The sequence below is a fragment of the Hyphomicrobiaceae bacterium genome, from assembly GCA_041397645.1.
In the GTDB taxonomy this organism is placed as follows: domain Bacteria; phylum Pseudomonadota; class Alphaproteobacteria; order Rhizobiales; family Hyphomicrobiaceae; genus Hyphomicrobium_B.
On record JAWKWE010000002.1, the window covers coordinates 1 to 14050 of the forward strand.

Genomic DNA, 14050 nt, shown 5'->3' on the forward strand with positions numbered 1-14050 from the left:
TCAGGAGCCAATACGTGAGGGCATCGCACGCGCGATGGCGGTGCCGGCTGCGCAGTTCGCTTGGCCAGTACTGGTTAACCTGTTCAGCGAGGAACAAGGGCGTCGCGTGAAGGATGGGCTGGCCGTGGCGCTCTCTAGTATCGCCGATGACAAGTTGCTGGACGAGCTGGTCGCGTTAGCAGGTGAATCCAGACACGGTGAAAGCCGAGTGTTGTTGCTGAGCGCGCTGGAAAGATCGCAGCGTTCTGATGCGCGAAAAATCCTAATGGAGCTAGGGGGCGATCCGCAACTGCACAGGCAAGTGCAGGTAATACTTCGCCGACTCAAACGCGTTCAGAAGTGACCAGAATGCGAGTCGGGCAGGATAGCCTGCGGCTTACTGTTGTGACCCAATGGGTCACAACGCGCGGGCTCAGCTGCGCAGGTCCTCGGGCGCCGGAGCGCGGCGGCGATGGACGAGCGTGACGATGAACACGGCGTCGCCACGCAGCTGATAGATGACGCGCCAGGAGTGCGCGGGGACTTCGCGGATGTCGGGGTCATCGAGCTCGGGCACGCGCCGGCCGATGCGCGGGGTCTCGGGCAGGGCGGCGGCGCGGGCGAGGATGTCGCGCACGACGGCCTTGGCGTTGACGGGTGAGTCCGCGGCGATGTAGTCGTGGATCGCCTTCAAGTCTGCTCGCGCCCGCTGCGACCAGCGAGTCACACTCACCAAGCTTCGATCTCGCGGGCGAGTTCGTCGGTGGAGACGGTGCGGCCGGCGTCGATGTCCTTGACGCCCTGCTGGACCTTGCTGAGCACGTAGAGCCGGTAAACGATCTCATCGAGGGGCACGTCGTCGGGGAGCCGCTCAATGGCGTGCAGGGCGTCCTGCTTGGGCGTCTGGGCATGCATCGGGAATTCTCTGGCCGATATGATCGAAGGATATCATGGGACCCTCGCAGCCGATGCCGGGTCGTCTGCCACCGGCGGCTGCCGCGCGGCTACACCGGTCACACGATGCTCGACAATCTCGGGCTCGTGCACATGAATGGACGGGTGTACGACCCGGCCATCGGGCGCTTCCTGAGCGCCGATCCTTACGTCCAGTTCCCGCTCGATACGCAGTCGTGGAACCGCTACTCGTACGTAGTCAACAATCCGCTCAGCTTCACCGATCCGAGTGGGTACTTCCTCAGTGGGCTGAAGAAGTTCGTCAAGAAATACTGGAAGCCCATCGTGGCCATCGTGGCGGCTGTCGTCACTTACGGGGCAGCATCTGGATGGATCGCTGCCAGTGCAGGAACTTCCGCGGCGACCTCGGTTACTGCGCTGACCGGATCGGCCATGACTGGGGCCTATGCGGGTGCGTATGCCACGGCTGCGGCGGCGAGTGCCTGGAGTACTGCGGCGATTGCCGGTGCGGCAGCGGGAGCTGTGGCGGGAGGTATCACGGGCGGATGGCGTGGCGCTGCCGCCGGCGCGGTCACGGGAGGACTATTAGGCGCAATCGGTGCTCACTATGGAAATCGCTGGACGGCAGGCCGTGTTGTCGCGGAGGGTGCAGTTGGTGGAATCGGATCGGAGATTCAAGGAGGAACATTTGCGGACGGCTTTAAGTTGGCGGCCGGCTTCAGTGCGCTACGATGGGGAGCTTACGAAATGAGGCAGGCAATGGTTGCGCAGTCGTGTTCTGGACCTGGCCCAAATCCGAATTGTGCCGGCGTATCCGCCGGTGCGAATGGCGACAATATCAAGCTTGGTGGTGGACGTGTTCCAGAAGGACAAGCTTCCTACGCAGGTGTTAGCCCGTCTCCATTGGGAGGAAATCAAGGCGGCCCCGGCTATATCGGTATAGGACGCTTCGGGTTCGCTTATCAGCCCGGCAGCTTATGGGACCGCCTGATCGAGTCCTATGCCGGACCTCACGATTGGCTTAGTTCATTCCGGTACTTACCGAACGGAAACATCGCTAACTGGACTGGCGCGTCACGATCCATATTCGGAATTTGGAGTGCGGCCGCGATAGTGCCGGCGACGCCGTTCGCTATAGCGACCGCATTTCCATCCACAGTCATTCTGCCTGCAACCCTCGCAAGGAACTAAGATGCCCAGTCGAGCAATTCTGAGCTTACTCGTGCTGGTCGCGTGCATGATCCAAGTGGTCGCTTGCACACCAGTTCGTGCAACGAGTGCCCCCGCTTACCCGCTTAATTGGCCACGTATTGCAGAGCCTCAGAATTGCGAGAAAATCGCTGGGAAGTACCGAAATCGGGCAATCGACACAACATTGTGGAAATCGCCGAAAATGCCGCAAACCGCAAATTCTTACCTCGCGCAGCTGCTCTCCGATGGCACAGACGGCTCATTCGATAGCACTCAATCATCCATTCAAGCCGTCTTCTGGGACGCCAAGAGCAGTGGAGCGACTGCATTCTTGTCGAACAACGAATCAAGACGGGACATCGAGCTGCCGGGCAATGCAGCCATATTTTGTTCGGCGGGCGGTAATGTCGTCGTTGAGTTTCAAACGAGAATTCAATCCGAGGCAGGAATCAGCGAACGCCAAGTCATCACATTGGTTTTTAGCTCGGCTATGGACCGCTCTCTGGTTCTGCGCCGGACGATCTCGCATCGAGGTATTGGTCCGCTATTCTTGCCAGCGAGCGGAACAGACGTGACGTATATGCGATTCGAGCGGCTCTGAGAATAGGGCGGCAGCCCGACGTACGCATTCGTGCCAGCGTCTGCAAAGCTATAGAAGACCATACATGAAACTGATTGCGAGACAGTGGAGTAGTTATATTGTGCTTACACTCGGCTATACGTTGTGCAGCTGCTCTGGTAAGCCCATAAAGGACTAGCCGGTCGGCTGGCCCGCGCTTCTTCCTGTTGCCGATAGCTCGTGTAGGAGTGTGGATGGCGCTTATGCAGTTGGATCTGTGGCAACAACCCGTGATTCTGCAGGAACCGTTCCGCCCGGTGCAGAGTTGCGGCTCGACGCTCTCCTCGAGTCCGGTGTTGCCGTTCTACCTAACGAAAGATCCAGCGAGCAAACAATAGTCGTGCTCGACGGTATTAAGGCCCACTATCGTAACCAAGCGCCGATCGTTACTAAGGCTCGATCCACGCGATGCACTAAGCTGGGCAAGGTGGAGTACGAGTTTCAGTTCAAGGCATCTGGCGAGTCATTTTCTGATGGGGACCGAACTGTGCGGCTTATATTACAGCGAGCATCCGATTCATCGCTTATCGTTCATCAGATTATTCACACGTGCGGACAGCATTTTGCCGTCATTGGCGGATGCCACGATCTGAATGAGTGGTGTCAACAGGCTCCCAACTTTGACCAGCGACCGGCGTCCAGTATTGACCAGGCGCTGAGGGCAAATTTCGGTTCTTGAACCGGTAGCTTTCGTTGCCGGTTTCGATGATGTCGCAACGATGAGTGAGCCTGTCGAGCAATGCCGTGGTCATCTTGGCATCGCCGAACACGCTGCTCCATTCGGCGAACGACAGGTTCGAGGTGACGATCAGCGAGACCCGTTCATACAGCTTGCTGACCAGATGGAACAGCAGTGCACCGCCATCCCCTGCTAGCGGAAGGTAGCCCAGTTCATCGAGCACGATGGCCTGCTGGTTCCCCAGGCGCTGGGCGAGCCGGCCGGCTCGCCCAGCGCGTTTCTCGGCATCCAACTGATTGACGAGATCGACGACGCTGTAGAACCGTGCCCGCTTGCCCTGGTGGATGGCACGGCGAGCTAACGCGATGGCCAGATGGGTCTTGCCCGTGCCCGTGCCGCCGACCAGCACGATGTTGCGCGCATTGTCGAGGTAAGTTCCGGCGTACAGTTGGCGGATCGCCGTTTCGTTGACCATGGAGGCGCGGAAGTCGAAGCTGTCGATGTCCTTGTGCGTATTTCACGTCATGTCGGGCCAGAGTTTCACGTGATGCCGGGCCAGCATTTCACGTCATGTCGGGCCAGAGTTTCACGTGATGCCGGGCCAGCATTTCACGTCATGCCGGGCCACCCCGGCGAGTGGTTTTGCGGATCGGGTAACGGCTGCGGGACAACCGGCTACCGTCGGCTCTTTTCCTCACGGGAAGGAGCACGACAGTGGCGCAAGCGAGGTTGTCCATGCGCAGGATTCGAGACATTTTGCGCCTCAAGCACGAGGTGCATTGCAGCGATCGGCAGATCGCCCAGATAGTCGGCTCGTGGCGCTCGACGGTGCAAGCGTGTCTGCAGCGTTGCCGTGAGGCGCAGATCAGCTGGCCGCTGCCGAGCGAGTGCGATGATGCGACGTTGATCGCGCGGCTGTATCGACGTCGTGTCCCGCAACGTGCGCGCCCCGCGATCGATTTCGCGCAGGTGCATCGCGAGCTCGCACGCCCCGGCGTCACCCGGGATCTGTTGTGGTGCGAGTACCGCGAGCGCGAGCCGACGGGTCTGGCGTACACCGCGTTCTGTAACCACTACCGCCGCTGGCTTGCCACGCAGGAAGTCGTGCTTCGCCAGGAGCATCTCCCCGGCGACAAGTTGTTTGTGGACTATGCCGGCCACACGGTGCCGATCGTGGATCGGTTCAGCGGCGAGACTTGGCCCGCGCAGATCTTTGTCGCGGTGCTGGGCGCGTCGAACTACAGCTTTGTCGAAGCCACGCGCTCGCAGAAGCTGGCGGACTGGCTCGGCAGTCATGTGCGTGCGCTGCAGTACTTTGGCGGCGTCGTGCGCGCGATCGTGCCCGATAACTTGAAGAGCGCCGTGACGAAGGCAAGGCGCTATGAGCCGGACTTGAACCCGGCCTGTCACCGGTCATGCAAAAGTCCCCGTTGATGGTCATGTAAATTTCCCCACCCTCTTTCCCCCGGGAGGGCAGACGATGTTGGACAAGACAGTGGTAGCGCCGACCATAGCAGCCGAGGTCAACGGGACTTCGGAGGACGGGATGGTTGGTCAGGAACGTTGGGACGAGATCAGGCGGTTGCGGCTCGAACAGGGCCTGTCCATTTCGCAACTGGCGCGGCAACTCGAGCTGGATCGCAAGACGGTGCGGCGTTGTCTGCGTCAGTTGCACTGGCAACCCTATGAGCGTGAGGCACGCACGGAGACGCTGCTCAGCGCGCATCAAGATTTTTTGTTAGCGCGAGCGCCGCGCGTGCAGTACTCGGCACGGATCTTGTTTCAGGAGCTGTGCCGCGATCGACACTACCGCGGTAGCTACGAGACGGTGAAGCGTTTTGTGGTACCGCTGCGTGAGCTCGCCAGCCAGGACAGCCTGACCCAGACGCGCTTTGAGACCGCTCCTGGAGAACAGAGCCAGATCGATTGGGGTGAGGCGAAGGTATCGTTTCGCAGTGGCCGTCGGGTGGTGCATTTCTTCGTGCTCACGTTGGGCTACTCACGCCGCGGGTTTTACTGGCCCTCGGCCGACCAGCGCCTCGCGCAACTGCTCGATGCGCACGAGCGCGCCTTTGAGCACTTCGGCGGCCACACGCGCGAGCACCTCTATGACCGAGCCCGCACGGTGTGTTATCCGAACGACTCGGGGCGCATCGTGTGGAACCCGACCTTCAAGGCGTTTGCTGAGTACTGGAGCTTCGAGCCGCGGCTGTGCCGGCCCTATCGAGCGCAGACTAAGGGCAAGGTCGAGTCGGGCGTAAAATACCTGAAGCGCAACTTTCTGCCGGGACGCGAGTTCATCGACATCGAGCACCTGAGCGAGCAGCTCGCCGAGTGGAACGCCCACATTGCCGATCAGCGCGTGCATGGCACCACGCACGAGCTACCGATCGTGCGCTTCGAGCGCGAACGCGACGCCCTGCTGCCCTGCGCCACGCAGCCGTCCTTTGCACTGAACGCCCGGCGCAGCCGCATCGTTGCCAGCGACTATCTGGTGAGTTATCACTCGAACCGCTATTCCGTGCCGTTTGCACTCATCGGCCAAGCCGTAGAAGTGCAACAGCACGAGCAGCAGCTGACGTTCTATCACCGCGACCAGATCGTCGCCCAGCATGCACTGGGTGCCGGCCGTCACGAGCTGCATATCCGGCCCGAGCACGGCCCCGGTGCCATCGCGCGCAACCGCCGCAGTCGCTACAGCGTCGGCGCTGCCGGCGCGCATCACGCGCTGCAGGAACAAGTCGAGATCCGTGACCTCAGTTGTTACGAGCGTCTGGCAGAACTCGCGCCGGTGCAACCATGAACGGCGCACAGCTCGAACGACTGCAGGAACAGTGCATGCGGCTACGGCTCATCAAGAGCCGCGAGCGCCTCGAGGCGTTGCTGCAGGAAGCGAGTACCGAGGAGCTGCCGTACGCGGACTTTCTCGATCGTCTACTGGGCGAGGAAGTCGCCTCCAAGACCCTCAAGAACATCTCGATGCGCACCAACCTGGCGCGCTTCCCGTTCGTCAAAGGCCTCGAGGCGTTCGATTTCTCCTACCAGCCTTCGTTAGACAAAAAGCAGATCCAGACGCTCGCCACTTGCCACTTCATCGAGCACGGCGAGAACGCCGTGATCCTGGGACCCCCTGGGGTCGGCAAAACCCATCTCGCGGTGGGTCTGGGACTCAAAGCCATCGAAGCCGGCTACCGCGTGCTGTTCAGTACCGCCGCCAACCTGATCGCAGTGCTCACACGCGCCGTGGCCGAGGGCAAGCTCGACGATAAACTCAAGCTCTACACCGTGCCGCGGCTGTTGATCATCGATGAGATCGGCTACCTGCCCATCGATCGCCTCGGCGCCAACCTCTTCTTCCAGCTCATCAGCCGACGCTACGAGAAAGGCCCCATGATCCTCACCAGCAACCAGAGCTTCGGCGCCTGGGGCGACGTGTTCGGTGATCGCGTGATTGCGACCGCGATCCTCGATCGCGTTCTGCATCACGCGATCACCCTCAATATCCGCGGCAACTCCTACCGGCTCAAGGAGAAGCTCAAAGCAGGACTGATCCGAGCCGAAGAACCATCACCCATCAACTAATACTCAGGGTGGGAATTTTTCAATGACCACAACTGGGGAAAATTGAATGACCGTTGACACGGCCTACCAGGAGTTTGCAGAAGCCTATGGGGTGGCGATCCTGCCGACGCGTGTGCGCAAGCCACGCGATAAAGCCAAGGTCGAGACAGGCGTGCTCATCGTCGAGCGCTGGATCCTCGCACGGCTGCGCAACCGGGTCTTCTTTTCCCTCGAGGCGCTCAACGCGGCGATCGCCGAGCTCATCGAGTCGCTCAACACGCGGCCGTTCAAGAAGATGGCTGGCTGCCGCCGCTCACGGTTCCAGGAACTCGAACAACCCGTCCTGCGGCCCCTGCCGCCGCGCGCCTATGAGTTCGGCGAGTGGCGCCAGTCGAAGGTGCATCCCGATTATCACATCGAAGTCGCGCGTGCGTACTACTCGGTGCCGTATCGATTGATCGGTGAGCGCGTCGATGTGCGCGTGAGCGCCCACACGATCGAGATCTTTCACCACGGTCAGTTGGTCGCCGCCCATCCGCGCGCCGTCGAGCGCGGCCGGCGCTTGACGCGCCGTGCCGATCGCCCCGAGCAGCATGTCGCGGTGATCGACCACACACTCACCCGCACCCTGGTGCGCGCCGCCACGATCGGTCCGGCCACGCACGCGGTGATCGAGCATCAGGCCAACCATCGCAAGCACCCCGAGGAGACCTTGAGGAGTGCCCAGGGGATCTTGCGCCTCGCGCGCGACTTCACCCCCGCTGCCCTCGAAGCCGCCTGCGAGCGCGCGCTGGTGCTCAGGGCCTACAGCTACCGCGCGGTGCGCACCCTGATCGGCGCGCCGGCGACCGAGGCCGCGCGGCCCGCGCTCGATCTCGCCCACGACAACGTGCGCGGACCCGACTATTTCCAGTGAGCCAGACACCACTACCCACCGTCGCAAGGAGACCATCGATGCTGACCGAACCGCTGATCCAACAACTGCACACGCTGCGCCTGAAGGGCATGGCCGCGTCCCTTGAGCAACAGCTCCGTTCAACCGAGACGACGGCACGCTCGTTCGAGGATCGCCTGGGACTCATGATCCAGCACGAGATCACCGAGCGCGCCAGCTACCGACTCGCCCAGCGGCTGCGCTGGGCCAAGCTGCCCATGTCCGCCTGCGTCGAAGATCTCGATACGCGCACGGCCCGCGGGATGGACCCCTCGCAACTGGCGCAGCTCACCGATCTCGCGTGGATCAAGCAGCACCTGAACGTGCTACTGACCGGGCCCACCGGGGTCGGGAAGTCCTACCTCGCCGCGGCACTCGCTCACGCCGCCTGTCGTGCCGATTTCTCCGTGCGGTGCTTTCGACTGCCGCGACTGGTTGACGAACTGACCCGCTACAGCGCGATGCAGAAGCGATCCGCGCTGTTCAAGCAACTCGCCAAAGCAGACTTGCTCGTGCTCGATGACTTCGGCTTAGCGCCGCTTGCCGATCAGACCGTGCGAGACTTGTTGGAGATCCTCGACGATCGCTACGATCGGGCCTCGACGCTCATCACCAGCCAGCTGCCGCTCGATCAATGGCACGCCTACCTCGGCGATCGCACCGTTGCCGACGCGATCCTCGATCGGCTCGTGCACAACGCCTACAAGATCAATCTCAAAGGCGACTCCATGCGCAAGACCAAGAGCGCGGCTGGCCGTTCCCGCTCCGCCAACCATTGACCGCCGGATCGAAACATTACACAGTCCACAGCGTCTCGCAGTTGTTCAACCCATCGGCCCACCATGCATGAAACGGTGGCCCGCCTTGGCGTGAAATGCCGGCCCGGCTTGGGTGAAATACGCACGCGACCACGATTCAGCCGGGCGATCCAACGTGGAACGTTGTCAACGCACTGGAATACGACGTATTCGGCAATGTGAAAAAGACGACTGTGACGGGCGCCGGCATGACCGCACGCACGACCACGACCATCTGGACTAGCGATGGGCGTTTCCCCGCCACGACTACCAACGCGCTGGCACAGACCACCACCACCGCGTTCAGCAGCGTGACCGGTTTGCCCACTTCCCAGACCGATCCCAATGGGCTCACGGTTTTGTGGTTGTATGACAACTTCAATCGCAAGACACGAGAGAACCGGCCGGATGGAACGGCGAGCACCTGGACCTATGTCAGCTGCCCTGCCACCTATTATTGCGGCGATCCGTTGCTGCGCGGGTATGTTCAGCAATCATCACTGGACACCGGTGGCGCGACAATCAGCTATCAACTACTTTTCTTTGATATTTTCGAACGCACGAAGTATGACGAGCGCAGCAATCTCAATGGCTCGTTGACAAATATCCACACGATCTTCGACGCGCTGGGTCGAACTGCCGCTGTCAGCTTGCCGTACTTCGACACTGGCGGGGCCGCCGGGTACGTGACGACAACGTACGATGTCTTGAATCGAGTCACGAGTGTATCGCGGCCGATCAGCGCGTCCAATTCCACGCCTCAGACCACCACTAACTATTATGAAGGACTGAAGACGCGCACGGGTGATCCGCAGGGCAAGCAGTCGTGGACGATCTCGAATGCCAACGGACAGGTGGTCCGCGCGGCCGATCACAGTCAGTACCATCAGCAATTCGATTTCGATGCATTTGGCAACACTGTGCGCGTGAGAGACTACTACAACACCGTTATGCAAACGGGCACGTACAACATTCGCGGGATGCGCACGGCGTCGACTGATGTCGACATGGGCAGTTGGAGTTACACGTTCAATGCCCTGGGCGAACTCACCTCGCAGACCGACGCCAAAAATCAGGTCACCTCGATGCAGTATGACGCATTGGGACGGGAAGTCTTACGCACCGAGCCGAACGCGGGTGGCACCATCACGACTGCGTTGACCTGGGGCAACAGTGCTGCAGCGAAGGACATTGGTCGTTTGACGCGCGCAGACCGATACGGGACGGACATAACAGCTTATTGGGAAACGTACGGGTTCGACAGTCTGGGACGTCCGAGCGTCACCTACGTCAATACGCTGGGCGAGACGCACGCCATCAATTTTACCTACAACAGCTCGACCGGGCTGATGGACTCGATCATGTATCCGGCCAGCACGTCCGGGTATCGACATCAGGTCGTGTACGAGTATCAGTACGGGCAGCTCAGGAAAGTCCGCGACATCGGCAACACGGTCACGTACTGGTTGGCGAACAACGTCGACGCGCGCGGTAACATCACCGACGAGTCGCTGGGCAATGGCCTGCGCACGACTCGCGGCTTCGATGCCGTCACCGGCCTGCCCACGTTCATTCGCACGGGTCCGGGCGGCGGCACCGCGACACAGAATCTCAACTATGGCTTTGATCTGGTCGGCAACCTCACCTCGCGCAACGATGCCAATCAGGGTCTGACCGAGAGCCTGACCTACGACAATCTGTATCGACTCACGCAGTCGACCGTCACGGGCGCACCGACGCTGACGATGACCTACAACGCCTACGGCAACATCATATCGCGCAGCGATGTCAGCAGTTATACCTACCACGCGAGCAAGATCCATGCGGTCACAGCAGCCGGCGGGTTCTCATATGTCTATGACGCCAATGGCAATATAACAACCCGCAACGGCTCGACGGTCACCTGGTTCGCGAACAACAAGCCGCAGAGCATTGCCGGCAATGGCCAGACGAGCACATTCGAGTACGGGCCGAGCGGCCAGTACTGGAAACAGACCGCGACCTACTCGAACGGCCCGGAGACCACGCTCTACATTGGCGGGCTGCTGGAGAAAGTCACCAATAGCACGCTCACCTCGTGGCGGCATCACATCAAGGCCAATGGCCGCACGGTCGCGATCTACAGTCGGGCGAGCACCGGGGCGACCAACACGATCTATCCGCTCACGGATCATCTCGGCAGCACCGATGCGATCACCGACAGCGCTGGCACGGTGCTGGTGCGCGAGTCATTCACGGCCTTCGGGGCACGGCGCGGCTCGAACTGGCAAGGCACACCAACCCCAGCGGACATGACCGCGATTGCCAATGCCACGCGCCGTGGCTACACCGATCACACGATGCTCGACAATCTCGGGCTCGTGCACATGAATGGACGGGTGTACGACCCGGCCATCGGGCGCTTCCTGAGCGCCGATCCTTACGTCCAGTTCCCGCTCAACACGCAGTCGTACAATCGGTATTCGTATGTCCTCAACAATCCGCTCAGCTTCACTGATCCGAGTGGGTATTTTCTGGGTGGACTCGGCAAGTTCCTGAGAAGAGCGTTTCGCACACATGTAGGCGCGAGTCTGTTCGTTGCCACAGCGCCGATGCGAGCGTCCGCGATGCTCGCGGCTCCCCTCTATTTTGGAGTGCGATATGCGGAGCGTTTGATGGTGCGCTACCCTTGGGTAGGTACAGTCAGCGTCGCCGGAGTGTGTTACTTCAGCGGCGGCTTCGCCTGCGCGGCGGCCAATGCCAGACTGACGCAACTCCGGGGCGGAACTTGGGAACAGAGCGCCAAGGCTGGAGTGGCCTCACTTGTTACATACTCTGTTGGTGCTTATTTCGGGAGTACCTACAGCCTCGCGCGAGTCGTCACTGACGGTGTGGCAGGGGGCGTAGCAGCTGAACTCAACGGTCAATCGTTCGCGAGCGGCTTCCGGACCGCGGGCATTTATTCCCTGGTGCAGTACGGTGCCTATAACATGCGACAAACGATGGTCGAACAATCGTGCTTCCCGGCGGGCAACCTAAATTGTCAAGGCACATCAGCCGGTGCATTTTTCGACGGTAAGAAAATTGCAGGCGGTCGTCTGCCTTGGGGATTCGACAACTGGGATGGAGTCCAAGCATCCATACTCGGTGGCAATCAAGGTCAAGGTGGGCGGATATTCGGTCTCCGTTACTCGCCGGGAGGATTTTTCGATAATTTGCTAGAATCGTACTCCGGTTCACACGATTGGATGAGCAGCTTCCGCTACGGATATCAAGGCGCCCTGATTCCATACACTAGTTTTGGTAAAGCGCTTTATGAGGTATATAGTTTTGCCGCGCTCGTGCCCGCTACTCCCTTCGCAATAACAACAGCGCTGCCTTTACCTGTGGTAGCGCCGATCGTTTTAGGTCGTAACTAGATGTGGACTAGATTTCGGCGAGTTAGTCTGCTCTTAGCAGCAGTAGTATTTTCAGTTTACGCGTGCCAGTCGCGATTTGACACAGTAGGGATGCCCACGGACTGGCCCGATGTCGTTAGGGTCTCCAAATGCCAGTCTGTCGACGGTCTTTACACCAATCGGGCGACTGACGGAGTGCCGCGTGGTCGGGATCCACCCGAAATGATTTCCCCACGACTGGCGTCGATCCTTGTCAATGGCCCAGGTGGCCGCAGCGACGAGTTCTTGAGATCGGCCAAGGCGGTGCATGTCTTTGTTGGCACGCGTGACCTGCAGATTATTGCGACCAACGATTTTGCGCACCCGATGCGATTGGCAGCGGCGTGGCGCTGCGAGGAGCCAGCGGGGCTCATATTCGAAGTTGACAAGGAGGCGGTTTCTGGCGAAGTTACGTTATCAAGCGACCGTGTTCGGCTCACAACCACGCTAGTCGGTGCGGAAGACGGATCGCTGGTTGCTCACACTGTTTCCGAATTCTATCACGGCGCCACAATTACAGACTTTCGAGAGCACTGGGAGCGCTATGCACGCATCGCGGAATGATTGAAGTACACACGATTGGGCGATTTCAGCTTTAAGTGCTTCGATAAAAAGCGACGGACGTGCCAATGCCACGCGCCGCGGCTTCACCGACCACACGATGCTCGACAATCTCGCGCTCGTTCACATGAAGGGGAGAGTCTACGGTCCGGCAATTGGGCGGCTTCTGAGCGCGGACCCATATATACCGTTTCCGTTATTCACGCAGTCCTGGAACCGCTACTCGTACGTGACTAACAATCCGTTGTCGTGGATCGATCCGTCCGGATACACGGAACGACAGAACTGCGGGAACCACTGTTCACAGGACGAAGGCGCAGCGATTGACTTCGACAATAGAACACGAGGCTTCGTGATTCCGGATGCATTCGGACAAACAACAACTTGCTTTGCCACTTGCACGGTCGTGTATTGGGATCCGTCGGCGACGTTCGCGAGAATCGACGTCTCGCATTGGGTGGAGACCAATATCGAGGCGGCTACGGGTCTACTCTTTGGTCGCGGACTGTCGACAGATGTCTGGGGAGTTTTTCGCGGCGGCGATGAGGTTCTACTCGGCCACTACGCCGGTCACCTCTCATTCGATAGAGCAGTCGCGCTGGGGACCTACCGGTTCGACTATCACGGTGCGCTCGACGCGACATCGATCGGCCTGGACTTGAGCGGCGTGGGTTCCGTCATCAGTTGGGTCCCAGATGTCATCAATGGCGTTGCATACGGGATTGAGGGTGACTTAGCAAACTCTGGACTGTCCTTCGCCGCAGCGGCGCCCTTTGCCGGCAATATTGCTTATGCCGCTCGATACGGACCACGAGCCGCAAGGGGTGGAGCAGCTGCGGTTCGATTGGGGCAAGCGGGTGAAGCAGCTGTACGAGGGGCGTACAACATAGGTCCGGCCACTCGTGTTCTCGTCAACGGTGTCGAGAGAATTCCCGTCGGCCTGACAGGCAGAGTGTTGAGCGAGGTCAAGAACGTTGGATCGTTGAGCAAGCTACACACAGCAGCTACGCGACTTCGCCACGTTCGCTCAGTAAACGGGCCGGCAGTTCGATCTTTACGTTCGGCCTAACACCCAACTGTCAGGGCCCCTGCTCGATGCGATTAGTGCTGGTCAAATCAACCTTCGGTTCATCCCCGGCCTATGAAAAAGCGCGAACGGAAAACAGCCGCAGAGGCGATGGGCGAGTTTGAGAAGGACCCGGCTTTCATCGAACGGCGACGGCAACGCGACGAGGAGTTGCGCCGAGCTGAGGAGGCTGACGCGCGCGCCGAAGCGCCGGTTGTAGAGGCTCTGCGGAACGCAGGTGTTCCGATCAACTCGGTATGGGATTTGGTGAACTCGACCAATACCTACAGCCAGTCTCTGCCGCTTCTTCTGGAGCACTTGCAGCGCCCCTA

General features: G+C 60.1%; 14 protein-coding genes and 1 pseudogene. 12 read left to right on the forward strand and 3 right to left on the reverse strand.

The features are described 5' to 3' along the window. On the forward strand, positions 1-343 hold a 343-nt coding region (locus R3D51_00025; GenBank protein ID MEZ5897858.1), incomplete at its 5' end, for a hypothetical protein. 69 nt (positions 344-412) lie between these two features. Here the strand turns inward: R3D51_00025 and R3D51_00030 are convergent. Together R3D51_00030 and R3D51_00035 are read right to left on the reverse strand one after the other, a co-directional pair. Then, entirely contained in the window at positions 413-712 is a 300-nt protein-coding gene (locus R3D51_00030) for a type II toxin-antitoxin system RelE/ParE family toxin (protein MEZ5897859.1), read from the reverse strand. After that, positions 709-894, reverse strand: coding sequence for a hypothetical protein (locus tag R3D51_00035; GenBank protein ID MEZ5897860.1), 186 nt, complete (start codon positions 892-894; stop codon positions 709-711). The genes R3D51_00030 and R3D51_00035 overlap by 4 nt, the downstream gene beginning before the upstream one ends. Between R3D51_00035 and R3D51_00040 the strand changes: the two genes are divergently transcribed. After that, the gene (locus R3D51_00040) at positions 889-2085 is read left to right on the forward strand and encodes an RHS repeat-associated core domain-containing protein (protein MEZ5897861.1); all 1197 of its coding nucleotides are present in this window, start codon (positions 889-891) and stop codon (positions 2083-2085) included. The two genes, R3D51_00035 and R3D51_00040, sit on opposite strands and share 6 nt — an antisense overlap. Before the next feature lie 202 nt (positions 2086-2287). Continuing rightward, entirely contained in the window at positions 2288-2686 is a 399-nt protein-coding gene (locus R3D51_00045) for a hypothetical protein (protein ID MEZ5897862.1), read from the forward strand. Between the two features lie 587 nt (positions 2687-3273). On the opposite strand, the pseudogene istB (R3D51_00050) reads toward R3D51_00045, so the two are convergent. Then, positions 3274-3891, reverse strand: a pseudogene (gene istB / locus R3D51_00050) (IS21-like element helper ATPase IstB). A gap of 227 nt (positions 3892-4118) precedes the next feature. Between istB (R3D51_00050) and istA (R3D51_00055) the strand changes: the two are divergent. The 9 genes from istA (R3D51_00055) to R3D51_00095 form a co-directional block, all read left to right on the forward strand. After that, a complete protein-coding gene (istA, locus tag R3D51_00055; GenBank protein MEZ5897863.1) occupies positions 4119-4817 on the forward strand; it encodes an IS21 family transposase in 699 nt (232 codons plus the stop codon). Between the two features lie 46 nt (positions 4818-4863). Beyond that, on the forward strand, positions 4864-6186 hold the full coding sequence (gene istA, locus R3D51_00060) for an IS21 family transposase (protein MEZ5897864.1): 1323 nt from the start codon (positions 4864-4866) through the stop codon (positions 6184-6186). Positions 6187-6221: 35 nt separating this feature from the next. Then, entirely contained in the window at positions 6222-6965 is a 744-nt protein-coding gene (istB, locus tag R3D51_00065) for an IS21-like element helper ATPase IstB (GenBank protein ID MEZ5897865.1), read from the forward strand. A 46-nt stretch (positions 6966-7011) separates the two neighbouring features. Further along, on the forward strand, positions 7012-7860 hold the full coding sequence (locus R3D51_00070; GenBank protein MEZ5897866.1) for a hypothetical protein: 849 nt from the start codon (positions 7012-7014) through the stop codon (positions 7858-7860). 38 nt (positions 7861-7898) lie between these two features. Further along, the gene (gene istB, locus R3D51_00075) at positions 7899-8657 is read left to right on the forward strand and encodes an IS21-like element helper ATPase IstB (GenBank protein MEZ5897867.1); all 759 of its coding nucleotides are present in this window, start codon (positions 7899-7901) and stop codon (positions 8655-8657) included. Between the two features lie 227 nt (positions 8658-8884). After that, positions 8885-12073 carry an RHS repeat-associated core domain-containing protein gene (locus R3D51_00080; GenBank protein ID MEZ5897868.1) on the forward strand — a complete coding sequence of 1063 codons (3189 nt, stop codon included), beginning with the start codon at positions 8885-8887 and terminating at the stop codon, positions 12071-12073. A gap of 201 nt (positions 12074-12274) precedes the next feature. Beyond that, positions 12275-12655, forward strand: coding sequence for a hypothetical protein (locus R3D51_00085; GenBank protein ID MEZ5897869.1), 381 nt, complete (start codon positions 12275-12277; stop codon positions 12653-12655). A 43-nt stretch (positions 12656-12698) separates the two neighbouring features. Then, complete coding sequence (locus R3D51_00090) at positions 12699-13721, forward strand: RHS repeat-associated core domain-containing protein (protein ID MEZ5897870.1); 1023 nt, start codon at positions 12699-12701, stop codon at positions 13719-13721. A gap of 72 nt (positions 13722-13793) precedes the next feature. Beyond that, positions 13794-14050: hypothetical protein (locus R3D51_00095; protein ID MEZ5897871.1), on the forward strand; the 257-nt coding region annotated here is incomplete at its 3' end.

Excerpts from the sequence above, each read along its gene's own strand:
- R3D51_00040 (MEZ5897861.1), top strand. The coding sequence starts at position 889 with ATGCATCGGGAATTCTCTGGCCGATATGATCGAAGGATATCATGGGAC.
- R3D51_00035 (MEZ5897860.1), bottom strand. The coding sequence starts at position 894 with ATGCATGCCCAGACGCCCAAGCAGGACGCCCTGCACGCCATTGAGCGG.
- R3D51_00045 (MEZ5897862.1), top strand. The coding sequence starts at position 2,288 with ATGCCGCAAACCGCAAATTCTTACCTCGCGCAGCTGCTCTCCGATGGC.
- istA (MEZ5897863.1), top strand. The coding sequence starts at position 4,119 with ATGCGCAGGATTCGAGACATTTTGCGCCTCAAGCACGAGGTGCATTGC.
- istA (MEZ5897864.1), top strand. The coding sequence starts at position 4,864 with ATGTTGGACAAGACAGTGGTAGCGCCGACCATAGCAGCCGAGGTCAAC.
- istB (MEZ5897865.1), top strand. The coding sequence starts at position 6,222 with ATGCGGCTACGGCTCATCAAGAGCCGCGAGCGCCTCGAGGCGTTGCTG.
- R3D51_00070 (MEZ5897866.1), top strand. The coding sequence starts at position 7,012 with ATGACCGTTGACACGGCCTACCAGGAGTTTGCAGAAGCCTATGGGGTG.
- istB (MEZ5897867.1), top strand. The coding sequence starts at position 7,899 with ATGCTGACCGAACCGCTGATCCAACAACTGCACACGCTGCGCCTGAAG.
- R3D51_00080 (MEZ5897868.1), top strand. The coding sequence starts at position 8,885 with ATGACCGCACGCACGACCACGACCATCTGGACTAGCGATGGGCGTTTC.
- R3D51_00085 (MEZ5897869.1), top strand. The coding sequence starts at position 12,275 with ATGATTTCCCCACGACTGGCGTCGATCCTTGTCAATGGCCCAGGTGGC.